Here is a 24,672-nt window from a genome sequence, read left to right as displayed (position 1 = left end):
CGTTTATGGTATCTCCCGGCCGTACACTGCGCCGGGCCGAAATGCGCCGAATTCAACCCTCAACCGCCCGCTGCGGGGCTCAGTTGGGCCCCTTGTCGCTGTCCACCGGATAGCCCTTTTCGCGCAGTTGCTGTTTGATCTTGTCCATGCGTTCCTGGATCACTTTCATGTTGGCATCGAACTGATCCCGGTCGAACTTGAACTTGGACATCAACATCGGGTCATTCATCCGCACCTGGGCGATCGCTTCCCAGAGGTCGCGCTCCATCCCGGAGACCGCCAGGACGAACTTGGCTTTCTGTCTGGGTTCGAGGATCGACATCACTTTTTCCATCCCCTCGCACTTGGACTGCCAGAGACGGCCGGTGTTGTCGATCAACTGGCCGGAAAGTTTCTCGAGCTGTTTCTTGTCCGGGTCGTCCTTTTTCAGCTCCTGGCGCAGGGATCTGGCCAGGCCGTGGCGCTGCTCGGCCAGCTCGTGCTCGCTTTTCTGCATCTCGCGCATCAGGGGGAAAAACCGGTCCAACTGGTCATCGCGCAGCTCCACTTCCTGCATGATCTTCCACAACTGGAGCATCTGGATGTTCTTCTCGCGCTCGGCTCGCTGGGCCCGCCATTGTTTCAGCACATCCGGGTCCATGTCTTTCAGTCCCGGCGGTCCGGGCGGTCCCGGCTCCGGATCGGAAAGCTGTGCCAGGACAGTCTCGCTCAACTCGATCGCCTGCTCGACACATTTATCCGGCTGGGGCAGGCTTTCCAGCCCCCCCGCCTCAGTCTGATCCGCCCGCCTGCCCGTATCGCATTTTTCACCGGCGGCCAGCCCGGTCACGGCCCAGGGCAGAGTCAGTGTCAGACACAGCCAGAAACACCGTCGCAACATAAGAACCTCCATTTATTGACTTCAATCCACTTCTTCTTCTCGAGCCGTCAGTTTCCAGCCATTATGGCCATCACCCCGTCGAGCTGCTCCTCGTCCAGGTCCATCAGACCGTCGTAGACAGTCGCACTCGTGCCGGCCGGGAACAGCACGGTCTTATCCGCGGAGCCGGCCGTGGTGTCGGCGTTCAAGTCCGAAACAGTCTGGAGGTATTCCGCGGCCAGAGTGCAATCGGTCAGCATGCGGCGCATCACTTTCATCGAGTCCTGCTCCACCGGCAGCATGAAACTCTGCCGTCCGGCCAGCGAGGGCGAGCCCGGGCTGAACACTCCCATCCGACCGACCCCCAGGAACACCAGCAGCACGGCCGCGGCCGCGGCGACCATTTTCCAGGCCGCATGCCGGAATAACCGCGAACGCCACTGCCTGGGCATACGCCAGGTAGCAGCCTCGATCGCCCGCAGGTTTTCGTTCCAGAACTGTTCCGGTGGCATCTCGACCCGGCGCAGAGCCGGAGCGGCGAACAAGCCCCGTACACGGTTCAGTTCCAGGAGCCGTTCGGCGCAGCCGGGGCAGGAGCGGATATGGTCACGCACCCGCTCGCGCTCGGTTTCGTCGAGAATCCCCTCCAGATAATCGATCATCAGGCCTTCATCGATTGGGCAGCGCATCGGTCTATCTCCCGTCCTGCATGTTGACCTGCTCTCTCACCGGCTTGAGCCAGACAGCCATCTTTTTCAGCGCCCGGTGGTACGAGACTTTGGCGGCAGTCAGGCTCACGCCGCAAATCTCGGCCACCGCGGCGAACGGTGTATCCTCGAAAGCCCTGAGCACCACTATCTGCCGCTGGACCGCGGGAAGGCGGTTCAGGGCGCCATCCAGCCAGTGGCGCATCTTTTCCCGGTCCATCTCACGGTCCGAGTCTGCATTCTCATCCAGGAAATTGTCGGAGGACTGCTCCAGCACCGCCAGGCGCGAGCGTCCCCGGAACCAGTTCTTGGCCTGGTTCGAGGCGATGGTGTACAGCCAGCTCCTGAAATTACCTTCCTCGTGCAGTGTGGACAGGTTGTTCCAGGCCCGGATGAACGCGTTCTGCATGACATCCGCCGCCTCGTCATGCTCCAGCCCCAGACGCCTGAGGTAACGGTAAAGCGGCTTCTGGTAGCGCTCGACAAGCTCGCTGAAACAGCCGTGCTCGCCTTGCTTTATCCGTCGGACCAGCAGGATGTCGTCGTTCATCGTTGTCCGTTTCGGTGCGTCGTGGACTGTTTTCTGACGTGAAGACACGGGGTGAGCGGCGGATGTTACATTTTTTTGCATTCCGTGAGGGATAGGGGCCTCTCATTCATCCGCTTCAGGCTCATCCTGCTCCTCTCGCCGGGGGCGCCGCGCTGGACGCTGCGGCGGCGGCACGGCCCAGGGGCCGCTCAGACGGTAGCGGCTCTCGATGCGCTTCATTTTCTCCAGCTCGCTGCTGTAACGGCGGCGCCGGGAGACGAACACAAGCAGGAACAGCCCCGCGGCCACGATCCAGAGCAGAGTGGCGCTGCCCAGAAGGCGTAGCCAGCCGTAGCGCACTCCCACCCACTCGCGCCAGCCGGCCTCGAAACGCTCCAGGGTCAGGCCCAGCGACAGGCGCAGCGCTGTGTCCAGGTCACCGCTTTCGCGCCAGCGCTGGAGCAGGAGGTCCCGCTGGGCCTCGTTCCAGTTGGTGGCCAGATAATCCACCACGGTATAGCTCTGAAGGTAGGCCCGCCGCGCCAGGGCCTCGGGTTGCGGGAAACCGTCAGTCAGCTCCCGGAACGGCAGGAACGAGCCCACCGTCAGGGCCACCGAGGTCTCGAACATGTCATCCAGGCCCCACATCTCGGCGCTCCAGAGGGCGTAACCCTCCTGGAACCAGCGCGGGATGGAGGCCGGGCGAAGGGCCTGGTCCAGGAACACGTGGCTCAGCTCGTGGTTCAGCACCACGCGCGGTTCCTCGATCACACCGGTGGCGATCCGGGGTGAGCGCACGATCACCAGGTCGCTGGACGGCACGGCGAAAGCCAGGCCCCACTCGGGGAGCGCCCCGCCGCTCAGACGCTGGAACTCGTTCTCATCCGCGGCCAGGCAGATCGTCACCTCCGCCAGGCGCCAGCCGGTGAGGATACCGTCCCGCGGGCGGAACGCCACGGCCCACTGAAGGTACTGAGCGGCGCTGGCGGAGTCGGGGTCGCGGTACAGCACCACGGCCGTTCCGGCGCGCAACTCGCGGTAAGCTCCCACGGCCGCTGAACCGGTCCCGGCGAGCGCCGCACCGACAGGCCAGAGCCAGCCCAAAAGCAGGGCCAGCCAGGTACACTTTTTCAATAACAAAACCATTGACAATCTCTTACGAGATGTTATCTTTCAGCCGCTAATTGAAACACAGCGTTCGACTTTCATATACACTTCAGGAGATCAGCCGTGCCGAATACAAAGAGTGCTGAGAAACGCAACAAAACAAACCAGATCCGCAACGAAAGAAACCGTATCCGCCGCTCCACCATGCGCACCGCGATCAAGAAGCTGCGCAAGGCCGAGAGCTACGAGGCCGCCGTGGCCCTTCTGCCCGAGGTCTTTTCGACCATCGACAAGAATGCCAAGGTCCGGGTGATCCATCCCCGCACCGCCGCGCGCTACAAGAGCCGTCTGAGCCTGTTCGTGCAGACCCTGAAAAAGCCGGCCGAGGCCCAGCCGAAAGCCTGAGTGCATCTCTTGAACCAACGGCTGTAGAGAATACCTGTAGGGGCGGGTTTGAAACCCGCCCCTACGTTTTTTGGGGAAGATACCACCGCTCAAACCATCGACTGCAGTATCTGCAGCCCCAGCACGGCGTCTTTCCAGTCCACCAGGACCATCAGCTCTCGCAGGGCCTTGCGGTCAGCGGAGTCGAAGCTTTTCCGCCGGCGGCACTCCAGCACCAGGCCCAGCGCGCGGCTGTAATAGTTGACGCTCATGTCCAGGCTCAGACCCAGTTCGGCGGCTTCCGCCTCGAACGCCTCGCGGTAGCGGTCCAGCTCCCGGCTCAGGCGGGCTGTCTCCTTGCGGCCCACCGCCTGGCCCGGACGCTCGGCCCAGCGGCTGATCGGCAGGCTGCGGCGCAGGGCGACCCAGCTTCCCTGCTCTTTCGACCCCAGGCTGCGCGCTCCGGCGGCCCGCCGCAGGTCCTCCTCGAACACCATCAGGCTCGCGCCCGAGCCGTCACGCTCCGCAGAGCCGTTATGCAGGCCGTTCCGGTTCAGCTCAGCGCCCGTGCCGGTGTCCGTGCCGGTGTCCTTTCCGTTCTCCATCTTTTTCCTTCCGGGGTTTTTCTCTTTCGGTCTCCACGCCTTCCGGGGCCTCCGCGTCCCCGCCGACCAAGATGAACTCTATGCGCAGCAGGGACGGATCGGAGCGGCTGAGCAGCACCTCGATCTCCTGCCCCACCTGGAACGTACGATGCTTGTTCTTGCCGCGCAGGATCGCCTTCTTCTCATCCAGCTCGTAGTAATCGTCGTCCATGTCGCTGATATGGACGAACCCCTCCACGTAGTAGCGCTTGAGCTTGATCCCCATGCCGAACGGCTTGACCGAGGTCACCCGGGCCTCGAACTTCTGGCCGATGAAGCGCTGCATGAACTCGGCCCGCACCCGGTCATCCGATTCCCGCTCCGCAGAGCTGATCTGCTCCTCCTGGTGGCTGGAATGCAGGCAAACCTCGGCCAGCTCGGACTCCAGCGACTCCAGAACCTTGGGCGCGGGCGGCTGGCTGTCCAGGTGGAGCTTGAGCAGACGGTGCACGCAGAGATCGGGATAGCGCCGGATGGGCGAGGTGAAATGCGTGTAGCTGTCGCTGGCCAGGCCGAAATGCCCGATGTTGTTGGTGCTGTAAAGGGCGCGTTTCATCGAGCGCAGGATGATGTACGAGACGATATCCCCCAGGCCCTGGGCCGAGGCGCGCTCCAGTATCCCTGTCAGCACCGCGGGATTGACCGGCCAGAGATGCTTGGGGATGTCGAGCTGGTGCGCCAGGGTGGAAAGCCCGTACTGCATGTTGTCGATCGCATCCACCGCCGGCTCGCCGTGCACCCGGTAGATCGAGGGCAGGCCGCTTTGCTCCAGGGTCACAGCCACAGCCTCATTGGCCGTGACCATGAATTCCTCGATCAGGCGGTGGCTCAAGAGGCGCGGCTTGGGACGAATGTCCACCGGGACGCCGCTGGAGTCGCGGATCACCTCCGGCTCGGGCAACTCCAGGTCGATATAACCCCTCTTCACCCGGATCCCCCGCCGAATCTCGGTCAGCTCGCCCAGGCGCCTGAGCGGCTCGCGCACGGCCTCGAAACCATCCCCCTCGGGAGCGCCGCCCTCCAGCAGGGTCTGCGCCTGCTCGTAGTTCATGCGCTTTGCGCTTCGGATCACGCTCAGGCAGGGGCGGCTTTCACGGACCACCCCATCCGCGCCGATCCGCATCAGGACCGAGAAAGTCAGGCGGTCCTTAGCCTCGACCAGGGAGCAGACGCCGGAGGAAAGACGGGTGGGCAGCATCGGGATATAGGCCGCGGTGAGGTAGACACTCATGGCGCGCTGGAAAGCCTCGCGGTCCAGGCGCGAGCCGTGGGTCACGTAGTGGCTGACATCCGCGATGTGCACCCCGACCCGGGTCTCGCCGTCCGGCAGGGGCTCGGCGCTCACCGCGTCATCGAAATCCTCGGCCGAGGCCGGGTCGATCGTGAACGTGGTGATCCCGCGCAGGTCCTCGCGCCCGGCGAGGTCCGCCTCGAGCACGTGGTCCGGGATGTCGCGGCTCTGCGTGAGCACGACGGCCGGGAAACGCTGCGGAAAATCGTACTTGATCAGTATCTCATCATCCGGCCCCACCTTGGGGCCCATCAGCGACTTGACCACCCGTCCGCGGGCCTTGCCCCCGGGGCCGCCCCAGTCGAAGATTTCCACCACCACCCGGTCTCCGTCCTTCACCGCCTTGGCCTCGACGTTGGGGATGATTATCTCCTTGACCAGACGGTCATCCCGCGGGACCACGGTCTGCATGCGCCCCTGCTTGTAGAACGTGCCGATGAAGCGCCGCAGGCCGCGCTCGTTCACCCGCACGATCACACCCTCCGGGCTGCCCTCGGCCGGCCGGTTGATAATCTTGACCTCCACCCGGTCCCCGTCGAACGCATCCCCGAGGTTGTAGTTCTTCACAAATATGTCCCGTCCGCCCACATCCGGGACCACGAACCCGTAGTTGCGGCGCACCAGGTCGAGCTTGCCGCTCAGGGTCTCGGCCGCTCCGCCGCCGGCGACATAGGCGTTGTTGCGCACCCGGTGCAGAACGCCCTCCTCGGACATCTCCTTGAGCACCCGCTTGAGAAGCTTGTAATCCTCGCCTTTCACCCCCAGGGCGCGCGCCACCTGCTTGGGCTTGATCGGGACCGATTCGTTTTCCTGGAAGAACTCTTTCAGGGCTTTGCGCTGTATTGCCATTTTCAGTTTCCCGGTTGAGCGTTGGATTCTCTGCGGATATCTGCCCCTTGCACGGGGCCCCGGTTTTCAGCCTCACCTCGAATTTACCACTATCGGCCCGGCCTGTCCACCGGAAGAGAATCTCACTCCTAATCTATGGGCCGCCTTGCAGGCGACCGGCTGGTGAAATATACTTGTCTATGAGTTTTGAGTTTGCGGTCACACTCTTTCCCAGGTTGCGCCGGGAGAGTCATTCTATTTCGCGCGGCGGGGACTCCGCCGGGGAGGACAGGATGCTGGCTGAGCTGACCATGTTTCCGTTGGGCAAAGTGAGCGGATTGAGCGCAGAGGTCTCGAAAGTGCTGGAGCTGATCGAGAGAAGCGGGCTCCCCTACCAGCTCACGGCCATGGGCACCCTGGTCGAGGGCGAGTGGGACGAGGTGATGGGTCTGGTGGGGCGCTGCCGCGAGCGCCTTCTCCAGGACAACGAGCGTCTGTATATCGTGCTCAAGATCGACGATCACAAGGGCCGCACCGGTAAGCTGAGCGGCAAGGTGGCCTCTGTTGAGAAAAAGCTGGGCCGTGCGCTGCACAAATAGCCGCGCCGCTCAGGCCCCCGGCCAGGGGTAGCCGATCCTCCGGCAGAGAGCGAGCAGGTTCTCGCCCAGGATCGCGCGGCGCTCGTCATCGCTCCGGCAGTCATAGGCGCACCAGCCCAGCATCGGGGCCGGGTCGCGCATGGGGGTGTCGCTGCCGAACAGCACCTTGTCCGTGCCCGCGGTCCGGGCCAGGAACGGGAGCATCCGGCAGGGCGCCGAGGTGTAGTTGATCTCCAGGTAGACATTGGCGAACTGACGGGCCAGGGGCGCGACCTGCCCGGCCAGGCGGAACGAGGCCCCGGCGTGGGCCAGGATGAACACGGCCCGGTGGTAACGCGGGGCCAGCTCCTCCACCTGTGCGGGTGTGACACCGGAAAGCGGCTCCAGACCCAGGTGGCAGAGGATGGGAAGCTGAAGTTTCTGAGCCAGTTCCAGCATCGGACGGAACGCCGGGTCGGTGAGCGAGCGCCGCATGGAGAAGGGGTAAGGTTTCAGCCCGAAGAACCGTCTCCGCCCGAAACAGGCCTCCACCTGGCTTTCCCAGTCCTCCGGGTAGTTCGGGTTGACCACCATGTAGGGCACGATCCGCCGGGGGTGACGGTCGGCGGCCGCGGCGGCCAGGGCGTTGCCGGCTGGGGCGTCGCCGCCGTAAATCTCCCAGTTGCTCACAGCCAAGGCCTGAATCCCGGTACGGTCCAGGGCCGCCACAATCGCGTTCTCATCCTGCGGCCCCAGGGTGAGGCCGATAAGCCCCTCGAACCCCACGGGCGCGATGTGCCCGTGACAGTCGTGCACCGAGCATGCGCTGATCGGCTCACCGCGGTCGAGCTGCAACAGGATCGGCGAACGCTCCGGCTGTTCGGGCAACGACTGCGTGGGGCCCTCCCCCAGAAGGCGCTCCAGGTTCCCCGCGGCGATAAGCTGCTTGTTCTCCCGGCTGATCCGTGAATATGTCAGCATGGCCCGCGCCGCCCCCGCCGACACTTCCGGCAGCCCGCTTCCGAACAGCAGCCGTTCCGGCCCGAACTCCTCCACGACGCGCCGCAACATCTCCAGCCCCTGGAACAGCGAGGTTTCGATTCTCATATTGGCGCAACGCCCAAACAGGGCCAGCAACTGACTGTTGTGGTTGTAGTTTACCGAGCAGACCAACAGGGGCAGGCCGGGAAATTCACGGGCCAGACTCTCGACAGCAGCCAGGGAGGGCCCACGGTGCTCGTGCTGACCGAGTTGGGAGTAATTGTACCAGGGCTGGTCGAAATCCAGCCACAGGGGCAGCCCGCGCTCCTGGAGAGTGTCCAGCGCGGCGCGGACCTCCGGGTCGGAGACAGAGACCCCGTGGTAGTTGGGGAACATCCGGAACGCGCGCACCCCCTGCTCCAGGTATGTCTGAATCTCGCCGACCAGGGAGTGGCCCTCGCGGCGGGGATTGGGGCTTAAAACGGCGCAGGGTGACAGGCGGGGCTGCTCACGGCAGATTGAGACAAGCTCGTGGTTGGCGGCCAGGCTGTCCAGCTCGCGGGCCGCGGCGTGGAACACCAGCGCCCGGCTGATCTGGCAATGGTCCAACTCAGCGATCAATCCGGCCGTATCGTAGGGCGCACCCGGAGTGCGGTGCACCGAGCGTCCCAGGCAGGCGTTGGCGTCGAAAAAGACGATCTCTCTTTCCTCAGGCTCGTGCATCGGAACTCCTCCATAAACAGCGCAGCAAGCCGTATAAACCGGCGCACAGCCCGCCGGCCAGCATTTCCCAGTGGTAGGCCCCGGGAAGGCCGGCCCGGGTGTCGACAACGTAGGACAGAAAGATCAGGCCCGCCCCGGCCAGCACAGCCAGCCACTCGTGAAAATCGGGCCGGAACACGCCGCCGCGGCCCAGGCGATGCAGAATCAGCCCCGCGCCGACCAGCATGGCCAATGAAACGAGCACCGGCGAGAGCACCGGCCCGACCCAGGGCAGCGGAATGAGGAACAGGATATCGGGTGTGAGCCAGCTCTCCGGCCAATCCAAAATCACCTTGAGCCAAACATAATAGGAAATGTCCCAGATCGCGAACGCTGTCATGAACCAAGCCAAGCGTTCGGCCCAGCGCCGACCGGCGAGAACTGCCAGGGCCAGGAGCATCGCCACTGTGGCGGCCTCGCGCCCCAGCTCGACCAGCACGACCGCGCGCTCCATCAGCCGCAGCGGGAAAGCGAACCCCTGCGGGTAGTAAAGCTGCCGCAGGTAGACTACCACCGCAGCCTCCAGGTAGCCCATCGCCGCGGCGAACAGGGCCACTGACAGCGCGGTGCGTAAATAACCACGTCCTGTCGTTCTGCCATCCGGATCGGGCATCGTCTGTCCCTCCGGTGAATGGGTCGGCAGCCAGAATGACGCTCAGGCCGGTTTCTGCCTCCGCGCCCGCTGCCCGCCGAAAGAGTGGATCGTCCGGGTCCCGGCCACACACTGCCCGCCGTGGGGCGTGCCCCGCGGGATGAACAGCTCATCCCCCGGCCCGAGGGGATACAGCATCCCGTTCATACTCACGCAGTAGCGTCCGTGGACACAGACCAGGTACTCATCGTACGGGTGTGTGTGCTCGCCCGAGACCCGGTCGCTGTGGCAGGTCCAGAACGCCATCTGCGAGCCGTCCGCCCCATCGTAAACGTAGCCCTCGATGTCCGCCGTGTACTGCGAGGCGGCCTCGATCCGGTTCAGCGGGCTTTTCATGAACTCCGGAAAGTCATCCATATCCATTCCTTTGAGAGCAATGGTTTTTCTCTCTCAGGCCCCGAAACCCTGCGGCGCCAGGAACAGGGTCTCGCGCGGCCCGACTGTAAGATCGCCGGAGGTATCCAACTCGCGGCCGGTGATCAGGCAGCGGTAGCGTCCCGGAGCGAGGCTTCCCTCGGGAATAGCCTCGGTGGAGTCCTCGTAGTTCAGGACAAAAGCCGCCGGCTGCGTCTCGCCCTCCCCCACAGCGCCGCGCCGCACCCGCACCAGCGGCGCTCCGGCCGGGGTGGGCAGTGCTATCCCGCTTTCCTCCAGCAGCGAAGCGACAAGTTTGAGGCAGGCGCTCTCGCCGCAGTCGCGGTAGGAGATGCCAGGATAGAACCCAAAATGATATGTACGTCCCTTCCCGGTTCGGTTGGCGATCAGAAGGCCCTGGCCCCCGGAGCGGTCCTCGCCGCCATCCTGCGGGTCGAGGCGGCCCAGCATGCGGGTGGCGGTGATCCGCTTCCCGTCAAGCTCCAGCGGCCGTGGCTCCAGAATGGCTTTGTTATAACGCTCCCGGCAGCCGAACAGGCTGTCAAGGCCGAACCCAGGCCGCACGGCGTTGACCCAGGTGCTGGTCAGGTCGCGGAAACCCACCCCGATGTCGGCGGCCAGCACGCCGCCGTTCTCCACGTAGGCTTTCAGGGTTTCGGCCTGCTCCGCGCTTATCAGGTGCAGGTACGGCAGAGCGACGAAGTCATACTTGCCGATACGCTCCAGGTCCTCGGCAGGAACTATATCAACGGCCAGGCCCAAACGCCAGAGCATCGAATACCAGCCCTTGAGCGAATCCTTGTAGCGGTAGCAGACAGTTCCGGCCCGGCTCAGGTCCTCGGCGTCCTCCAGCTCGGAGTACATGTCGAGCGCGTGGCCGAACACAACCGCCACCCGGGCTTTCTCGGGCCGCCAGGTGACAAAGGCCTCCGGGCAGCTCGCGCGCGCGGCGCAGATTTCAGCCGCGGCCAGGCTGCGCTCCGTGTCGGAGCCGTCCGAGGCAACCAGGCCGCTGGAGATCGACTCCTCCGAGAACCGCTCGGGCCTGAACTGCCAGATCAGCGTGCCGCGTGCGCCCTCCGAGATCACTGCCGCGTGCATGAACCGGATGTCCTGGCCGGTGAAATCCTCGGCCATGTAGTTCCAGCTGTTGCCGTAGATCTCGTTGACCCAGAAATAGTCCTTGACCGCGCCGATCCAGCGCGCCTGGAGCGCGTAGAGGAACATCTCGTCCCGGTAGCCGGGGTTGGTGAACAGGGCCGGACGGTCCACCCGGGCGAAAGTGTGGAAATCGCCGGTCCAGTGCGGAAGGCTGGTGCCGTAGACATCCACGTGACGTGCGGTCTGACGGTCATCGCAGGTGTCGAGCAGCGAGGGCTGGAGCACGCTGTTGAACCCCACATGGCAGAACAGCGGCCGCGAGCTGTCCAGGCCGCGCACCAGCTCGCTCAGCCAGCGGATACGGTCGGCCACGGCCCAGGCGCGGTACTGTCTCCAGAGCCAGGTATCGTAGCAGGCGCTCTGGTCCGGGGGCGCGGCAATGTCCTCCCAGTCGGCCAACGCCGTGCCGTAGCGGGCCGAGTACTCCTCGGGCGAGCCGAAATTGTCGGCCAGCCAGCGCCGGAACAGGGCGTTCGAGTCGGGGCAGGCGCAGTCCTCGAACGGACGGCAGCGGGGCTCGTTCCAGAGGTGCCAGCCCAGGATATGGCTGCGGTCACGGTAACGCAGCACGCCCGCGCGCACGAAACTCTCGGTCTTTTCGCGCACCAGCGGACGGTCGAAACAGGGGAACCAGCCGCCCACGTAGAACGAGCCGCGCGCCCGCGGCTGGATCGGACGGCCGTCCGGGGCCACCCGCACTGCATCATAGTTGCGGAACAGCCAGCCCGGAGCGCTCTCCACGAAAAACTTGAACAGCACCTTCAGGCCGATCCGCTCGGTCAGGTCCAGCAGCCGGTCGATGTCATCCCAGCGGAAAGCTCCCTCCACCGGCTCATGCCAGGCCCACTGCGGCCGCAGTTGCACCGCGGTGAACCCCAGGCGCTTCACGTGCCGGAGGTCCTCCTCCCACTCGGAGGGCAGCGGTGTGGGCTGACGGTAGTACTGGACTGCGAGATGGAAATCGGCTGGCTGCGGCATTCTTTCTCCCCTCTGGCTTTACTTGTCTTGCCCCGGACCGTCTCTCGGCTGTATAATTGATTCCACTGCGGCCGCTTGCCACCAACAGGCGTTCGGGCCGGAGCGACTATATCCTTGCCTGAAATAATAATCCTCGGGTTTGCCTTTGTAAAAGAAAACCGGCGGGAGGGCTTGTTTCTTGATCCTGATCGGCACAAGCGGGTTCTCGTACCCGGACTGGCGCGGGGTGTTCTATCCCAAAAAACTGAGCCAGCGCGATTTCCTGGCCTGGTACGCCGAGCATTTCAAGGCCCTGGAGCTGAACTCCAGCTACTACGCCCTGCCCTCGCCCGTGCTGATCCGCAATCTGGCCGAATACACGCCCGATGGGTTTAACGTGGCGGTCAAAGCGTTTCAGGGTATCACCCACCAGCGCGGAGATGACAGCGCCGACATTCTACGCAAGTTCATGCTTCTTCTGGAGCCGCTCCGGGAATGCGGCAAACTGGCTGCGGTTCTGCTCCAGTTCCCCTACAGTTTCCATCATGGCGAAGCCGAACTGGCGTTCCTGGATGATCTTCTCAAACGCCTGGAGGGGCAGCCCGCCGTGGTGGAATTCCGGAATGTCCAGTGGTGGCAGAAAAGTGTCTGGAGTTGGCTCCGGCTGCGCGGGGCGGCGCTCTGCTGCGTGGATGAGCCGCCCCTGCCGGGGCTCATGCCGCCGGAGGTGGTGCGCACCTGCCAGGCCTTAAGCTACGTGCGGTTCCACGGCCGCAACGCCGAGAAATGGTTCAATCACGAGCAGAGCTGGGAGCGCTACCATTACTCGTACAGCCGTGAGGAGCTGGAGCCCTGGCGCGACAAGCTGGCCTGGCTGGAGCAGAACACGGACAGGACCCTGGTGTTTTTCAACAACCACCGGGACGGCAACGCGGTGAAAGATGCGCGCCTTCTGGCCCAGATGCTGGGGCTTTTCGACCCGGGCGAGGTGGACAGGCTTAGTGACAAGGAACTGCCGTTGCTGTAAGCAGGGTAAAGAGAATCAAATAACTGGTACGTATAGCAGCAGTCTTTCTTAGGGGCACGGCATGCCGTGCCCAATTCGATTTTGGGCGAGTTGTATCCCGTCCCTGCGAAAAGGCCGACGATCTACACGATAAGGCAGGCCTACGCCCCCCACTTTTTAAAGGGGGGCCGGGGGGATTTTCCCATAGTATATTACAATCCCCCTCGATCCTCCTTTGGGAAGGGGGAGAAAAAAACAAAGGGGCACGGCCTGCCGTGCCCCAACATTTTCATTGTGAATCTCAGACTCTCAAAACCTCACACCGCACTTTAAGTCATCACCACAACCGCCATATATTCCAACTTCATTTCGGCGTGCTTTTCCACAGATACTGGAAGAACTCCGCATCCGGCGAGAGGATCAGGGTCGTGGTGGAATCGATCGTTTTCGGATAGGCCTCCAGGGTGCGGATCAGGCCGTAGAAACGCTGGTTGCGGTTGTAAGCCGCGGCGTAGATTTTTGTCGCCCCGGCATCTCCACCGCCCTTGGTCTCCTGGGCCTGCTTCTCCGCCTCGGCCAGGATAATCACGGCCTCCTTGTCGGTCTCGGCCCGAATCTTCAAGCCTTCTTCCTCGCCCTCGGAGCGGTACTGGTTGGCGATACGCTTGCGCTCGGCCTCCATGCGCGCGAATATCGCCATCTCATTCTCCGCCGGCAGGTCGGCTCTCTTGATCCGCACATCCAGCACCTCGATGCCGTACTCAGCCGCCTTTTCGTTGCTCAGCCGGGTGACAGTGGCCATGATCTGCGGACGGTTGACCGAGATGATGTCGTGGAAGATGTGCTTGCCAAGCTCGGTGCGAAGCTCGGAATAGATGATGTCGTCCAGGCGGCTCTGCGCGCCGGCCACGTTCTGCACGGCCTGCAGGAACTTGAGCGGGTCGGTGATCCGCCACTTGGCGTAGTTGTCCACGATCAGGGTCTTCTTGTCCTGGGTCAATATCTCGCGGGCCGAGGTATCGTAATCCAGGAGACGGCGCTCGAAGAAATGCGCCTTGTGGATATAGGGTATCTTGAAATGCAGGCCCGGCTCGGTGACAGTGCGCACCGGCGCGCCGAACTTGGTAATCACCACCTGCTCGGTTTCCCAGAGACGGTAGGCCGAGCTGAGAAACAGCAGGAGCGCCGCAGTGAGGACTGCGGCCAGGATTGCTGTCTTGCGCTGCATAGCAGTCTCCGGGTCAGGGTTTGGGGGAATTGGTGCGCATGTCCAGCAGCGGCATCAGCCCCTGGCCGTCCGGCACCTTGGCGATATACTTTCTGAGTCCGGGCAGCACCTTTTCCATGGTCTCGATATAAAGGCGCTTCTCGGTCACGGCCGGGGCTTTCTCGTACTCGGCCAGCACCTGGTTGAACCGTCCGGCCTCGCCCTCGGCTCGCAGGATACGCTCGCGGCTGTAGCTTTCGGCCTGGCGCAGAATCTCGGTGGCGTGGCCGCGGGTGCGCGGAATGATGTCGTTCTGGTAGCCCTGGGCCTGGTTGATGAACTTGTTCTTGTCCTCCAGCGCACTGGCCACATCCTTGAACGCCGCGATCACCTGCTCCGGCGGGTGGACATCCTGCAACTGCACGGCCACCACCAGCACCCCGGCGTTGTAGCTGTCGAGCACCTGCTGCAGTATTTCCTGTATCTCGCTCTGGATCTGGAACTTTCCGTCCGTGAGCGCCTCGTCGATCTTGTGGTTGCCGATCACCTGGCGCAGCGAGGCCTCGGCCGCGTTCTGCACGGTGCGGCCAACATCCCGCACCTTGAACAGGTAAGCCGCCGGGTCCTTGATCTTGTACTGCACGATCAGGTCGATATCGACGATGTTCTCATCCCCGGTCAGCATCAGGCTTTCCTGGGGGATCGACTCGTACTGCGCCGGCGGGCCGGGGTCCACGGTGCGGAACCCGATCTCCACCCGTTTGACCTCGGTAACCCGCGGGGTGAACACGGTCTCGAACGGGAACGGCAGGTGGTAGTTGAGGCCCGGCTCTGTGACCGTGTGTATCCGCCCGAAACGCAGCACCACTCCCAGCTCATCCGCATCCACCTTGTACAGACCGGAAGCGATCCAGACAAGGAGCGCGATTCCGATCACGGTGAACACGGCCTTACGGCTAAACTGGGGCAGGTTGAATTGCGGGATTCGGACCTCGAAATCATCTGCTGGCATGCATTTACCTCCAGCGGCAGAATTGGACGCCCTCGGGCGCCGGAATTAAGACCTGAGTTTCAATCTATCCGGGGCGTCAAGACCAGTCAAGGAAAGAAGGAAAACAGGCGGGTGTCGAAAAGTCATTCAGGGCGCGAGACAGCGATTTCTGCGCCCACAGCCGATTCACTGCGGTGATGCATCCGGTAGCCCTGAGCTGTGAGCGAGCGTTCCAGATCGGCGGCGACCGGCCCCGGGTCGACCCGCGCCAGGAGCAGCTTTCCCGGGGCCAGACGGTCCAGGGCCAGCTTGATCCGCACGAAGTTCATCGGGCAGGCCTCGCCCCGCAGATCGATTCTCAGGTCAGGCTCCACCACGCCCCCTCGACAAATAATCACATCCCGGTTATCCCACCGCCGCAGACCGGGCAGGAGCGCACAGCCGGGGCGGAGGAGACCCGGAAATGCATGGAGAGCAGATCCAGGCTCAGAAGGCGCCCGGTGAGCGGCCGGCCGATCCCGCAGAGGACTTTTATCGCCTCGGCGGCCTGGAGCGAGCCCAGCACCCCGGCTGCGGCCCCCAGCACCCCGGAAGCGGCGCAGGTGGGGTTGTCGGCGGCGGTGGGCGGCTCGGGAAGAACACAGCGCAGACAGGCCCCGCCAGCGCCGGGGACGACTGTCAGCAACTGGCCGCGGAATCCCAGCACACCGGCGTGGCTCAGCGGACGGCGCAGGTTTACGCACAGGTCGTTCAGCAGGAATTTCGTGTCGAAATTGTCACTGCAGTCCAGGATGACATCGTAGTCCCGGAGCAGGGGCTCGGCGTTGCTCCGGTCCAGGCGCATCTGATAGCACTCGACCCGAGTGTCCGGGTTGAGCGCGGAGAGCCTGGCAGCGGCGGAGGCGGTCTTGTCCTGTCCCACTGAGCCGGTGTCGTGCAGTATCTGGCGTTGAAGGTTGGACAGGTCCACCCGGTCGCTGTCCACCAGGCCCAGACGGCCCACCCCGGCCGCGGCCAGGTAGAGCGCCGCCGGCGAGCCCAACCCGCCCGCGCCCACGATCAGTGCCGAAGAGCCAAGCAGACAGGCCTGGCCGGAGGGCCCCAGCTCGGCCAGCACGATATTGCGGCTGTAGCGAAGAAGCTGCTGTTCGTTCAATTCCATGTTGCATCCCGGACCGGCGTTGGTGTTTCGCCCAAGTAAGCCCGCTTTTCTTTTCAATATAGTATAAAGCGAATGTAGGGGCGGGTTAAAAACCCGCCCCTACCCCTGTTTCCATCCGAATCCAAGCGCTCAGACCTCGGCGTACAACGGGTGAGACAGGTACCGCTCGCCGGTGCTGGGGAATATGGCCACGATCAGCTTGCCCTTGTTCTCGGGGCGACGGGCCAGTTCCATGGCGGCGTACGCCGCAGCGCCCGAGGAAACACCCACGAAAATGCCCTCCTCGCGCGCCATGCGACGGGCCGTGGCAATGGCCTGGTCCGAGCTGACCTTGATGATTTCATCCACCAGGCTCAGGTCCAGCACATCCGGCTTGAACCCGGCCCCGATCCCCTGAATTTTGTGCGGTCCGGGAGTGCCGCCCGAGAGCACCGGGCTTTCCAGCGGCTCCACGGCCACGGCCTTGAATCCAGGCTTTCTTTTCTTCAGAACCGAGGCCACACCGGTGATCGTGCCGCCGGTGCCCACACCGGAAACGAAAATGTCCACCTTGCCCTCGGTGTCGCGCCAGATTTCCTCGGCTGTGGTGCGACGGTGCACCTCGGGGTTGGCCGGGTTCTTGAACTGCTGCGGCATGAAAGAGTTGGGAGTTGTCGCCACCAGTTCATCGGCTTTCTCGATCGCGCCTTTCATGCCCGCAGAGCCGGGGGTGAGCACCAGCTCCGCGCCCAGAGCCTTGAGGATCTGACGGCGCTCCACGGTCATGGTGTCGGGCATGGTGAGGATGAGGCGATAGCCGCGCGAGGCGGCCACGAACGCCAGTGCGATCCCTGTGTTGCCGCTGGTCGGCTCGATTATCACGGTCTCCTTTTTAAGCTTGCCCTCTTTCTCGGCTGTCTCGATCATGTTCAACCCGATCCTATCCTTCACCGATCCCAGCGGGTTGAAAGCCTCGATCTTGCCCACCACCGTGGCTCCCAGGCCCTCGGTCAACCGGTTGAGTTTCACCAGCGGAGTGTTCCCGATGGTCTCAGAGATGTTTTGATAGATACCTGGCATATAAACCTCCACTCTGCTGTTTGCGGCTGCTGCGCCGCGTTCGCCCGCTCCGGGCGGTCTCGTGAGCCGCCTAAAGGGAGCCGTTGATTGAAACGCACCCCGTGTGATTAATCCAGCCCGGTGCGCTTTCAGACCTGTTTAATCATCACTTAATCGATTGACTTTATGATAATATAAACAGGCGCCTCCCTCCTGTCAAGATTTTGGGCAAAAAAGTCCCGTTCAGCACAGCTCCGGGTGTGTCTCAATCCAGGCCCGCAGTTTCCCCAGGGCCAATGCCCGGTGGCTGATCCGGTTTTTCCGCTCCGGTCCGAGTTGGGCAAAACTGAGGCCCAGCGGCGGATAGAAAAACAGCGGGTCATATCCGAACCCGCCCTCGCCTACCGGCTCGTGCAGGATCGTCCCCCACACCTCGGCCTCGAAAGTCCTGGGCGGGACCCCGGGGACAACCAGGGCCAGGCAGCAGACAAAGCGTGCCTGACGGCTGCCGTCCGGGACATCGCGCAGGGCCGCGAGCAGCTTTCCGTTGTTGCGGCGGTCATCGCTCGGCTCGCCGGCATAGCGGGCCGAGTATATTCCGGGCGCTCCCTCCAGCGCACTCACACACAGGCCGCTGTCATCCGCCAGGCAGGCCAGTCCGCTGAAAGTCGACCAGGCCGTCGCCTTGGCCAGGGTGTTCTCGCGGAAAGTCACACCTGTCTCTGGGAATTCAGGCGCCTCCTGCCCCAGCTCTCGCGCCTGGACCACGCGCACCGGCAGGCCGGTCAGGATATGCGCTATCTCCAGGATTTTGCCCCGGTTGTGCGAGGCGATCAGCAGTTCTTTATCCGGCAATCCCCAGCGCTCCGTTCTGAAAACGGTTGATCTCGCGGATTCCGACTGTGGCCAGGTCGAGCAGGCTGTCCAGTTCCGCCCGGCTGAACGGCTCGCGCTCGGCTGTGCCCTGCACTTCGATCAGGCGGCAGTCGGCGCTCAGCACCACGTTGAGGTCCACCCCGGCGCGGCTGTCCAGGCTGTAGTCCAGGTCAAGGAATTGAGCACCCTCGACAAGGCCCACGCTCACCGCGGCCACAAGCTGGCGCAGCGGGTTGACAGTCAGATAACCGGCGGCCACCAGACGGGCCAGGGCCTGGTGCAGGGCCACCGCGGCCCCGTTAATTGAGGCGCAGCGCGTGCCGCCGTCCGCCTCGATCACGTCGCAGTCCAGCATCACGGTACGCTCGCCCAGGGCCTCCAGGTCGATCACCGCGCGAAGGGCCCGTCCGATCAGACGGCTGATCTCCAGGGCGCGGCTGTTCGGTTTGCCCCGGGTGCGCTCGCGCTCCTGGCGCGTGCCGGTGCTGCGCGGCAGCATGCCGTACTCGGCGGTGATCCAGCCGCGGCCCTGGCCCGCGAGGAAATTGGGCACCCGTGTCTCCACAGTGGCCGTGCACACCACCCGCGTACGGCCCATCGTGACCAGACACGAGCCCTCGGCGTGAGGGATGAAATCCAGGTTGAACTCGACCGGCCGCAGGCCGCAGGCTAAACGTTCACTCACAGGGTCTCCTGTTTGGGCTCAGGGTAAGAATCTTTGCTTGGATAAGTTGATGTCGGCAGGACCTTAGCCGCTCCCTGGCCCGGAAACTAAAGTCCGGGCCGCAATGACCGAAATATGTCAGTAGGAACGAGTTCGCGCAAGCTGACTGCGCCTGGGGAGGATACATGTTCAAGAAATTTCTGATCGTGGGAGCGCTGGCGCTGGCCCTGGCCCTTCTTCTGAGCCTCTGGTGCGTGGATGCCGTGAGCGCCCTGTCCCGCAACGGGGATGAGGACCGGCGGTTCTTCCGCAAGGGTCCGCGCCCGCTGGATCTGGCGTCCGAAGGCCTTGCGGCCTGAGCCTGCCGCCGCCGCCACCGGTAAATATTGACAAGCGCCCCGGACTCTGATAAGTTTGGACTGTCAGGTCGTGACAAACGATCCAGAGCGCAACGCGGGCGTAATTCAGCGGTAGAATGTCAGCTTCCCAAGCTGGACGTCGTGGGTTCGAGTCCCATCGCCCGCTCCAGAATTGACAAGGGTTTGAGAAGACGGTTGTTACACAAGGCTGAACGTCGGAAGGTCAAGTGTAACAATACGTAACAGACCCGATAGACGAAAGCCCCGGACACCCCTCCGGGGTTTTTCATTTCCTGAGCCTTTTCAAGCCTGTGAGGCATTCACCCACCGCCTTCCGGTCATAGGTCACGTACCTGTCCGTGGTCGATCTGTCCTTGTGTCCCAGGAGCACCCGAAGATCATCCAGGCTGATCCCCATGTCGCGCAGCGTGGTCGCGTAGACGTGCCGGAGATCGTGAAACCTCAGCGGGCTTCCGTCCTTCGCCTTCAGGCCGAGAATGCGGACGTGTCTGTAGAAGGCGTTTATCCCGGAGCGAGCGAACGGCTTGCCGTTCTCCGGGTTGATGAACACGTAGCCCTCTTTCCGGCCCTCGGTCACTCGCTGCACAACCTCCACTGCGGGCTGTGAAAGCGGGAAGGTTTCGAGCCTTCCCCCCTTGATCACCAGGTCTGCCTCTCCGGTCTTGGTCAGATCGTGGAAACGCACATGGTTGATTCTCAGGGTCAGGATGTTTCCAAGCCGAAACCCGGTGTAGGCCGCGAACTCGGCCATGTCCGCCAGTCTGGACGGCAGGGCGTTGATCAGACTGGAAAGCTGCTCCGGACTCAGGTACACGTCCCGCTTGCCGGCCGCCTTGAACCTCTTCATCCCCTGGAGCGGGTTGCGATCGAGCATGTCCCATTCCACGGCCCGGTTGAGCACGCTGGAAATGAAGTCAGCCTCGTGGTTCACCGTGGACGCCTTCACATGATGCTGTTCCATCCTGAGCCGCATGTACTCAAGGACCATGCTTTTCCTGAGCTCTTCGGCGGGGCAGTCGATCAACTGAGGGCACCGCTTGAGGTTGTCGATGATCGCTCGATAGTTCCTCTGCTGACCCTGGCTCTGGTACTTGCCGTATCGTTCGAGGAAGGTCGGGATCAGCTCGCCGAATGTGACTTGCTTTCGCTCGGCCACCTTCCTGGCCCGCTCGATCTCGGTTTCGGGATCCTTGCCCTCCATCAGCCAGTCGGTGAACTTCACGGCCAGACGTCGAGCCTGCTGCTCGTCCTTCCCGCCTGAAAGCTGTCTCCTGCGGCCCTCAGGGTTGAAGTAGTCCAGGGTCCACGTGCCGGAACCGGGGCGGAACCTGGTGTTGACTGTGAAACGGCTCATAGTCTCCCCCTCCCCGCGCACCCTTCCTGCGCGAGAAGTATGAATCATCGGTCGAGCAAAATCAAGGACTCGGTTTTCAGCTTCGGTCTGGCCGGAGCATGGTTTTTCTTTAGGTGTCCTTCCAGAAAAGCATCCAGATCGGCCTTGCGGATGCGCCTGCAGCGGTTCTTCTGCCCTGGCGTCGGGACTTCCTCGAACGGCAGAAGTCCGGAGTCAAGCCAGTATTCGACCACGGCCCGGCTGTAGCCGGAGTACTCGGCCGCAGCATTCAGAGAGAAGATTTTTCTGGAAAGGTCGCTCATTCTCGTTGCTCTCGATTCAGGGAAGGGGCCGGGCCAAGCATACCCGGCCCCTCTGTGCATAAACTGCGGGACGAGGCTGATCGAGAACCAACCGCGGAAGGAGTAGGCCCGCCTCCAGGCGTCACCACCTGAAAATTCTCAACCTTCTTGTGCCCCCTGCGTCCTCACGGATGGCAGGCAGTTCATGCGTCAGGCTCTTATCGGGATGGCAGGTCCCAATAAGAAGCCTTCCTCTTTCTTCATCTCTCGATCACTCCTGCGGATGAATCTCCGCGAAGCTCTCAGCATGGCGGACGCCGAAGTCCACGGCGATGATCGCCCGGATCGAAACCGAGCCTTTGGCGAAGTTCGACCCGTAGGGATCGACCGCCAGGGCCACCGCTCCCCACATCCCGATAACCAGGTCTTCCCAGTTGCCGAAAACGAGATAGCCTTCCGGGACGTTGTTCGAGGCGTACGCCGGATAACCGTTCATGACTCCCTTGCCCGGAACTCCCGGACTCGGCTGCCACACGAATTTTCCGGTGACCCCCTCGCCGTCCGCGCCGAGGTCTCTCTGCTTCATCTCTCCCGCGATACCCGGAGTGGTCAGGTAGGCCAGATTCCCCTGGTCGGCGTTCTTGCTCGCAAGGACCGTTTCCAGGTTGACGATATGGCTGAACCTCGGCTCGGAAGAAGCGGGGTTGTACGTGTTCGAGTCTATCCCCTCGGTCTTGAGGATGCCCCGCGGCGCGTTCCCGGTGCCGTCTCCGTTGATCGCTTTTGCGTCGATTTCCACGGCCAGCATCGCGGCCAGATCACGCCTGATGATGTCCTCGATGTCCGGCGTGGCTTGCTGAGTCACCCGGTAGGAAACCACCACCAGGCCCCCGCAGAACTTCGGAGAGAACGACAGCGAATCGAAAGTCGGCGTGCTTTCCGTGATGGAATCGCTGTGATCCGCCGCGAACCAGTGCGCCGCGCTCGACCCGGTCTTGCGCGGGATCGAGACATTCCCCACCAGATTGGGAAGGATTGTCGGCCTCAGGTTCATAATGACGGACCGGTTGCGCAGCACATCGATGAAACTGCCGGCCATGTGATCGGTGGCCACAAGGTCTTCGCCGGTGCCGCCGAACGTGACCGCTTTCTCGCTCAGGGCGCCGAGAGGCATCAACAGGCCGTTGTTCGGCGGCGTGATACCGAAGCGCCGCTGCAGTTCCCGGCTGATCTCCAGTTCGCGTGATACTTCGGACTTCTGAGTAGGGTCTGCCAGGAACTTGATGGCGTTCAGAATCGAGAACTCCGACCCGAGGTCGTCCCCCCTTCTGGCTCTCCCGGCACCCGGCCGGTTCATTCTGGCTTCCAGATGATCGAGCCGATCCGTGTAGTTGGTCTTGAACTGCTCGAACGACTGAGAAAGCTTTTCGATCAATCCCGTTAACTCTTCCATCTTTCTGTCTCCTCAGTTGAGAATATCAATCATGTGTTCAATTCCCTGTCTAAAGGCCGTCTCGTCAGCTTCCCGCAGAGAGAGGGCATTGTATCCGTGCGCCAAAAATGCCTTGGCCTGGGACTGAGAGAATCCTGCTTCCCGTAGAAATCTCTCCATCTCTCGAATCGTTGGCAGTTCGCCGGATTCGAGAATCGTCTTCACCGTCTGCACTCGGGCCGCATCGTTCGCCGGGAAAGTCACCAGAGACACTTCCCACAGGTCGATCTCCTTCAGGACGGTTATCCCGGTTCCCTTGTCCTGTTCCTCTTTGACCACGTTGTAGCCGATGGAGAGACCCGAGATAGCGCCCATCCGAAGAAGCTCGTAGGCTTCCGCTCCTCGAGCGGTCTTCATGGCAAGCTGACCCTGGACGAACAGACCGGTCTCGTCCTCGTGCATCTCGGCGTAGACTCCCACCGGTTCGTTGCTGTTGTGCTGCCACAGAAGGGCAGGCATGCGCTGCTTCTGCTTCATCGCCTCCAGGCTACGGGTGAAGGCTCCCTTAGCCACCACTTCGTTGTAGGAGTCCACCACATCGAACACGCTGCCGTAGCCGGAGAATACTCCGTTTTCCTTGATGCCTTTCAGTTGAAAGGGTCTCTCCAGAAACTTTCTCTGCATCGCTTCACTCTCCCGGAAGACTGTTCTGCTCTCATACTGAAACCGAAGCAAGGCCACACCAGCTTCCCGTTGGAACATGACCCTGGCCTTTCTTACCTCTCGTGAAGAAAAGCGTGGTTTCTTACACGAAAACGTCCGTTTTCAAACTCTACAACTCGTTTATTTTTAAAGTGGTTGTGTCTTTGCACTCGCTAATAAAGCTCTTTTTCCTGCCTTTTTCGCCTTAAAATGGCCCTTTTCCTTCAACATTCGACTCTTCAACCTACTGTGATTTCTCCACTTAACTTTTTTCTTACCTTCTCAAACAACACTTAACTGCTTATTTTTCAAGCCCTTTTCGATTTTGACCCCCTGTCTTCATTTTGACCGACTGTAAGCAAGCCTGGGGTAGCGGTCTGGAAGCCTTTTTCTCCGCGTGATTTGATCCCCCCTACCCCTACCGAGTGGAGGGGGACTCCCCCCCCCTCAAAACTTGCGAGTTTTCGTTCTCGACTGGTCCGTCGGTCTGGAACCATCATCCCCGGCATGATTCAATCCCCCTATCCCCTCTGTCGATTGCCGAAGCTCTTCGAGCGGCGGCCCAGGCTGCACGATCTCACCGCCGCCCTGGTCGTACCATGTCCGTGAGTGGAGATCGTCGCTCACAGGGCAGTTTTACCAGCCTTCCTTTCGCGGACCGTAGAACGAAACGATGCCGCTCTTCGAGTAGTGACTCACTCCCACGAATGCCATGCCGTCGGGCCCGCACACTTCCATCTCTCCGTTGCCGTGCTGGTCAACGTCCATCCTTGCCTTGACTCCACCGTCCGGACTGTAGACTGCCACGACTCCCCCGCTGTCGTTGTCCGCTCCAAGACCGATCTGGATGTTGCCCCCTCGGTCGTAGAGCCGGATGTTGCCCCCCTTGAGGTTGGCGGACTCGGCAAGGTGGACTCGCCTCTGTCCCGCCTGGTTCACAATCCACAGTTCCGACACCTTCAGGATGATCCCGCCGCTCTTCTCTCTCTGAAACACGAACGACTGAAGAAGCTCTTCCACGCGCTCAAGGCGCTCTCGTACCTCTGCAACCTCGTCATACATGAACCTCTTGACCCCCCGGCGGCCCGGGTGTATGATCGTGTTGTCTGCTTCGGCTGGCCACCAAGTTTAGCCGTTGCAGACGCCGGCTCGGTGGAAGCCTCGAACTTTCACCGGGCCATTGTTTTTACCGGTCGAATACCGGAACCATGCTGCTTACCTCGTCGTTGAAGGTCTTGACTCTGCCGTCGCCGGTCGAATCCACCCCGACCGCGACTTTCCTCAGTTCGTCAGGAGAGAAGAGCGAAAGCTGGCCGCCCACATCCGGGACAGCGAACAAGGACGCCTGTAAGTTGCCGCTCCGGTCCCAGAGGTAGAGAGCGCCATTACCTTTGTCCTGGTGCTTATTCACTGTCAGAGCGGCCCGCATCTGGCCGGAAGTGTTCAGGATCATAAGCCGGTTGGCTCTCAGGACGCACCACTTCTTGTCGAATGCCTCCAGGTCGACTATCGTTCCCAGGATTTCCTCGATGCGCTCGATACGGGCTTCAAGATCGAGTTCCGACTGTCTCATTTTGCCCTCGGTTTCCGGTATGGACTGTTCGGGCCGCTGATCTGATCGGCCAGGAAGTTGCCGTACTTGCTGGCGGCCTTGCGCTCAGTGAGCGTGCGAAATCGCTTTTCTCGATGCGCCTTGCCCTGCTCTCGGTTTTTCATCTGAGCGGCTCCCATGTCATGCCGCGTAGCTGGCGGCCAGTTCATCGA

Annotated in this window: 28 protein-coding genes and 1 tRNA gene; 5 read left to right on the top strand and 24 right to left on the bottom strand. The window is 62.3% G+C overall.

All coding sequences use genetic code 11. From position 1 onward, the window contains the following. Window positions 1–79: 79 nt before the first annotated feature. The 4 genes from LLH00_03900 to LLH00_03885 all read right to left on the bottom strand — a co-directional run bounded on the left by LLH00_03900 (window position 80) and on the right by LLH00_03885 (window position 3,229). Window positions 80–880: a hypothetical protein gene (locus tag LLH00_03900; protein MCE5270405.1), complete on the bottom strand. Its 801-nt coding sequence runs from the start codon at window positions 878–880 to the stop codon at window positions 80–82. A gap of 47 nt (window positions 881–927) precedes the next feature. Then, entirely contained in the window at window positions 928–1,548 is a 621-nt protein-coding gene (locus LLH00_03895) for a zf-HC2 domain-containing protein (protein MCE5270404.1), read from the bottom strand. A 4-nt stretch (window positions 1,549–1,552) separates the two neighbouring features. After that, window positions 1,553–2,116 carry an RNA polymerase sigma factor gene (locus LLH00_03890; GenBank protein ID MCE5270403.1) on the bottom strand — a complete coding sequence of 188 codons (564 nt, stop codon included), beginning with the start codon at window positions 2,114–2,116 and terminating at the stop codon, window positions 1,553–1,555. A 102-nt stretch (window positions 2,117–2,218) separates the two neighbouring features. Further along, on the bottom strand, window positions 2,219–3,229 hold the full coding sequence (locus LLH00_03885; GenBank protein MCE5270402.1) for a hypothetical protein: 1,011 nt from the start codon (window positions 3,227–3,229) through the stop codon (window positions 2,219–2,221). A 96-nt stretch (window positions 3,230–3,325) separates the two neighbouring features. On the opposite strand from LLH00_03885, the gene rpsT reads away from it, so the two are divergent. Beyond that, window positions 3,326–3,607, top strand: coding sequence for a 30S ribosomal protein S20 (gene rpsT, locus LLH00_03880; protein ID MCE5270401.1), 282 nt, complete (start codon window positions 3,326–3,328; stop codon window positions 3,605–3,607). Between the two features lie 89 nt (window positions 3,608–3,696). Here the strand turns inward: rpsT and LLH00_03875 are convergent, their stop codons facing one another. Continuing rightward, the gene (locus LLH00_03875) at window positions 3,697–4,191 is read right to left on the bottom strand and encodes a hypothetical protein (GenBank protein MCE5270400.1); all 495 of its coding nucleotides are present in this window, start codon (window positions 4,189–4,191) and stop codon (window positions 3,697–3,699) included. Then, window positions 4,145–6,370: a ribonuclease R gene (gene rnr, locus LLH00_03870; GenBank protein ID MCE5270399.1), complete on the bottom strand. Its 2,226-nt coding sequence runs from the start codon at window positions 6,368–6,370 to the stop codon at window positions 4,145–4,147. Before rnr ends, LLH00_03875 begins: the two co-directional genes overlap by 47 nt. A gap of 272 nt (window positions 6,371–6,642) precedes the next feature. Between rnr and LLH00_03865 the strand changes: the two genes are divergently transcribed. Next, on the top strand, window positions 6,643–6,948 hold the full coding sequence (locus tag LLH00_03865; protein ID MCE5270398.1) for an MTH1187 family thiamine-binding protein: 306 nt from the start codon (window positions 6,643–6,645) through the stop codon (window positions 6,946–6,948). Window positions 6,949–6,957: 9 nt separating this feature from the next. Here LLH00_03865 and LLH00_03860 read toward each other — a convergent pair whose 3' ends face one another. Genes LLH00_03860 through LLH00_03845 form a run of 4 tightly spaced genes read right to left on the bottom strand, consistent with a single transcriptional unit; the run spans window position 6,958 to window position 11,836 of the window. After that, a complete protein-coding gene (locus tag LLH00_03860; GenBank protein MCE5270397.1) occupies window positions 6,958–8,631 on the bottom strand; it encodes an amidohydrolase family protein in 1,674 nt (557 codons plus the stop codon). Further along, the gene (locus tag LLH00_03855; GenBank protein ID MCE5270396.1) at window positions 8,618–9,283 is read right to left on the bottom strand and encodes a hypothetical protein; all 666 of its coding nucleotides are present in this window, start codon (window positions 9,281–9,283) and stop codon (window positions 8,618–8,620) included. The genes LLH00_03860 and LLH00_03855 overlap by 14 nt, the downstream gene beginning before the upstream one ends. A 42-nt stretch (window positions 9,284–9,325) precedes the next feature. Then, window positions 9,326–9,679 carry a cupin domain-containing protein gene (locus LLH00_03850; GenBank protein ID MCE5270395.1) on the bottom strand — a complete coding sequence of 118 codons (354 nt, stop codon included), beginning with the start codon at window positions 9,677–9,679 and terminating at the stop codon, window positions 9,326–9,328. A 33-nt stretch (window positions 9,680–9,712) separates the two neighbouring features. Continuing rightward, complete coding sequence (locus LLH00_03845; GenBank protein ID MCE5270394.1) at window positions 9,713–11,836, bottom strand: beta-galactosidase; 2,124 nt, start codon at window positions 11,834–11,836, stop codon at window positions 9,713–9,715. Window positions 11,837–12,014: 178 nt separating this feature from the next. Here LLH00_03845 and LLH00_03840 point away from each other — a divergent pair, with 178 nt between their 5' ends. Beyond that, window positions 12,015–12,842 carry a DUF72 domain-containing protein gene (locus LLH00_03840; protein ID MCE5270393.1) on the top strand — a complete coding sequence of 276 codons (828 nt, stop codon included), beginning with the start codon at window positions 12,015–12,017 and terminating at the stop codon, window positions 12,840–12,842. A gap of 343 nt (window positions 12,843–13,185) precedes the next feature. Here the strand turns inward: LLH00_03840 and hflC are convergent, their stop codons facing one another. From hflC to rph, 7 genes are all read right to left on the bottom strand, one after another. Further along, window positions 13,186–14,049, bottom strand: a complete 864-nt coding sequence (gene hflC / locus LLH00_03835) for a protease modulator HflC (GenBank protein ID MCE5270392.1) — start codon at window positions 14,047–14,049, stop codon at window positions 13,186–13,188. A gap of 13 nt (window positions 14,050–14,062) precedes the next feature. After that, window positions 14,063–15,040, bottom strand: a complete 978-nt coding sequence (gene hflK / locus LLH00_03830; GenBank protein ID MCE5270391.1) for an FtsH protease activity modulator HflK — start codon at window positions 15,038–15,040, stop codon at window positions 14,063–14,065. A gap of 122 nt (window positions 15,041–15,162) precedes the next feature. Then, window positions 15,163–15,393, bottom strand: coding sequence for a sulfurtransferase TusA family protein (locus tag LLH00_03825; GenBank protein MCE5270390.1), 231 nt, complete (start codon window positions 15,391–15,393; stop codon window positions 15,163–15,165). A gap of 20 nt (window positions 15,394–15,413) precedes the next feature. Further along, window positions 15,414–16,181, bottom strand: a complete 768-nt coding sequence (locus LLH00_03820) for a HesA/MoeB/ThiF family protein (protein MCE5270389.1) — start codon at window positions 16,179–16,181, stop codon at window positions 15,414–15,416. A 129-nt stretch (window positions 16,182–16,310) separates the two neighbouring features. Beyond that, complete coding sequence (cysK, locus tag LLH00_03815) at window positions 16,311–17,240, bottom strand: cysteine synthase A (GenBank protein MCE5270388.1); 930 nt, start codon at window positions 17,238–17,240, stop codon at window positions 16,311–16,313. 222 nt (window positions 17,241–17,462) lie between these two features. Continuing rightward, complete coding sequence (gene rdgB / locus LLH00_03810; protein ID MCE5270387.1) at window positions 17,463–18,074, bottom strand: RdgB/HAM1 family non-canonical purine NTP pyrophosphatase; 612 nt, start codon at window positions 18,072–18,074, stop codon at window positions 17,463–17,465. Then, window positions 18,064–18,780, bottom strand: coding sequence for a ribonuclease PH (gene rph, locus LLH00_03805; GenBank protein ID MCE5270386.1), 717 nt, complete (start codon window positions 18,778–18,780; stop codon window positions 18,064–18,066). The genes rdgB and rph overlap by 11 nt, the downstream gene beginning before the upstream one ends. A gap of 164 nt (window positions 18,781–18,944) precedes the next feature. On the opposite strand from rph, the gene LLH00_03800 reads away from it, so the two are divergent. Next, window positions 18,945–19,118 (top strand): hypothetical protein, encoded by a 174-nt coding sequence (locus tag LLH00_03800; protein ID MCE5270385.1) that lies wholly within the window; start codon window positions 18,945–18,947, stop codon window positions 19,116–19,118. Window positions 19,119–19,212: 94 nt separating this feature from the next. Beyond that, window positions 19,213–19,287 (top strand) — tRNA-Gly (locus LLH00_03795). A 117-nt stretch (window positions 19,288–19,404) separates the two neighbouring features. Here LLH00_03795 and LLH00_03790 read toward each other — a convergent pair. The 7 genes from LLH00_03790 to LLH00_03760 all read right to left on the bottom strand — a co-directional run. Continuing rightward, window positions 19,405–20,493: a tyrosine-type recombinase/integrase gene (locus LLH00_03790; protein ID MCE5270384.1), complete on the bottom strand. Its 1,089-nt coding sequence runs from the start codon at window positions 20,491–20,493 to the stop codon at window positions 19,405–19,407. 44 nt (window positions 20,494–20,537) lie between these two features. Beyond that, window positions 20,538–20,795 (bottom strand): helix-turn-helix domain-containing protein, encoded by a 258-nt coding sequence (locus tag LLH00_03785; GenBank protein ID MCE5270383.1) that lies wholly within the window; start codon window positions 20,793–20,795, stop codon window positions 20,538–20,540. Window positions 20,796–21,045: 250 nt separating this feature from the next. After that, window positions 21,046–22,227 (bottom strand): phage major capsid protein, encoded by a 1,182-nt coding sequence (locus tag LLH00_03780; GenBank protein MCE5270382.1) that lies wholly within the window; start codon window positions 22,225–22,227, stop codon window positions 21,046–21,048. Window positions 22,228–22,239: 12 nt separating this feature from the next. Next, window positions 22,240–22,890: an HK97 family phage prohead protease gene (locus LLH00_03775; protein ID MCE5270381.1), complete on the bottom strand. Its 651-nt coding sequence runs from the start codon at window positions 22,888–22,890 to the stop codon at window positions 22,240–22,242. A 654-nt stretch (window positions 22,891–23,544) separates the two neighbouring features. Then, on the bottom strand, window positions 23,545–23,970 hold the full coding sequence (locus LLH00_03770) for a hypothetical protein (protein MCE5270380.1): 426 nt from the start codon (window positions 23,968–23,970) through the stop codon (window positions 23,545–23,547). Window positions 23,971–24,094: 124 nt separating this feature from the next. Further along, a complete protein-coding gene (locus LLH00_03765) occupies window positions 24,095–24,481 on the bottom strand; it encodes a hypothetical protein (GenBank protein ID MCE5270379.1) in 387 nt (128 codons plus the stop codon). Continuing rightward, window positions 24,478–24,672: hypothetical protein (locus tag LLH00_03760; GenBank protein MCE5270378.1), on the bottom strand; the 195-nt coding region annotated here is incomplete at its 5' end. The genes LLH00_03760 and LLH00_03765, both read right to left, overlap by 4 nt.

Source organism: bacterium, assembly GCA_021372515.1.
GTDB lineage: Bacteria > Gemmatimonadota > Glassbacteria > GWA2-58-10 > GWA2-58-10 > JAJFUG01.
Note: the sequence above shows the minus strand (reverse complement) of the source record. Positions and strands in the feature narration are given on the sequence as shown.

Excerpts from the sequence above, each read along its gene's own strand:
- LLH00_03900 (MCE5270405.1), bottom strand. The coding sequence starts at position 880 with ATGTTGCGACGGTGTTTCTGGCTGTGTCTGACACTGACTCTGCCCTGG.
- LLH00_03800 (MCE5270385.1), top strand. The coding sequence starts at position 18,945 with ATGTTCAAGAAATTTCTGATCGTGGGAGCGCTGGCGCTGGCCCTGGCC.
- LLH00_03860 (MCE5270397.1), bottom strand. The coding sequence starts at position 8,631 with ATGCACGAGCCTGAGGAAAGAGAGATCGTCTTTTTCGACGCCAACGCC.
- LLH00_03850 (MCE5270395.1), bottom strand. The coding sequence starts at position 9,679 with ATGGATGACTTTCCGGAGTTCATGAAAAGCCCGCTGAACCGGATCGAG.
- LLH00_03780 (MCE5270382.1), bottom strand. The coding sequence starts at position 22,227 with ATGGAAGAGTTAACGGGATTGATCGAAAAGCTTTCTCAGTCGTTCGAG.
- LLH00_03875 (MCE5270400.1), bottom strand. The coding sequence starts at position 4,191 with ATGGAGAACGGAAAGGACACCGGCACGGACACCGGCACGGGCGCTGAG.
- LLH00_03865 (MCE5270398.1), top strand. The coding sequence starts at position 6,643 with ATGCTGGCTGAGCTGACCATGTTTCCGTTGGGCAAAGTGAGCGGATTG.
- cysK (MCE5270388.1), bottom strand. The coding sequence starts at position 17,240 with ATGCCAGGTATCTATCAAAACATCTCTGAGACCATCGGGAACACTCCG.
- hflC (MCE5270392.1), bottom strand. The coding sequence starts at position 14,049 with ATGCAGCGCAAGACAGCAATCCTGGCCGCAGTCCTCACTGCGGCGCTC.
- rnr (MCE5270399.1), bottom strand. The coding sequence starts at position 6,370 with ATGGCAATACAGCGCAAAGCCCTGAAAGAGTTCTTCCAGGAAAACGAA.
- LLH00_03855 (MCE5270396.1), bottom strand. The coding sequence starts at position 9,283 with ATGCCCGATCCGGATGGCAGAACGACAGGACGTGGTTATTTACGCACC.
- LLH00_03845 (MCE5270394.1), bottom strand. The coding sequence starts at position 11,836 with ATGCCGCAGCCAGCCGATTTCCATCTCGCAGTCCAGTACTACCGTCAG.
- LLH00_03890 (MCE5270403.1), bottom strand. The coding sequence starts at position 2,116 with ATGAACGACGACATCCTGCTGGTCCGACGGATAAAGCAAGGCGAGCAC.
- LLH00_03895 (MCE5270404.1), bottom strand. The coding sequence starts at position 1,548 with ATGCGCTGCCCAATCGATGAAGGCCTGATGATCGATTATCTGGAGGGG.
- LLH00_03785 (MCE5270383.1), bottom strand. The coding sequence starts at position 20,795 with ATGAGCGACCTTTCCAGAAAAATCTTCTCTCTGAATGCTGCGGCCGAG.
- LLH00_03770 (MCE5270380.1), bottom strand. The coding sequence starts at position 23,970 with ATGTATGACGAGGTTGCAGAGGTACGAGAGCGCCTTGAGCGCGTGGAA.
- LLH00_03765 (MCE5270379.1), bottom strand. The coding sequence starts at position 24,481 with ATGAGACAGTCGGAACTCGATCTTGAAGCCCGTATCGAGCGCATCGAG.
- LLH00_03820 (MCE5270389.1), bottom strand. The coding sequence starts at position 16,181 with ATGGAATTGAACGAACAGCAGCTTCTTCGCTACAGCCGCAATATCGTG.
- hflK (MCE5270391.1), bottom strand. The coding sequence starts at position 15,040 with ATGCCAGCAGATGATTTCGAGGTCCGAATCCCGCAATTCAACCTGCCC.
- LLH00_03775 (MCE5270381.1), bottom strand. The coding sequence starts at position 22,890 with ATGCAGAGAAAGTTTCTGGAGAGACCCTTTCAACTGAAAGGCATCAAG.
- LLH00_03790 (MCE5270384.1), bottom strand. The coding sequence starts at position 20,493 with ATGAGCCGTTTCACAGTCAACACCAGGTTCCGCCCCGGTTCCGGCACG.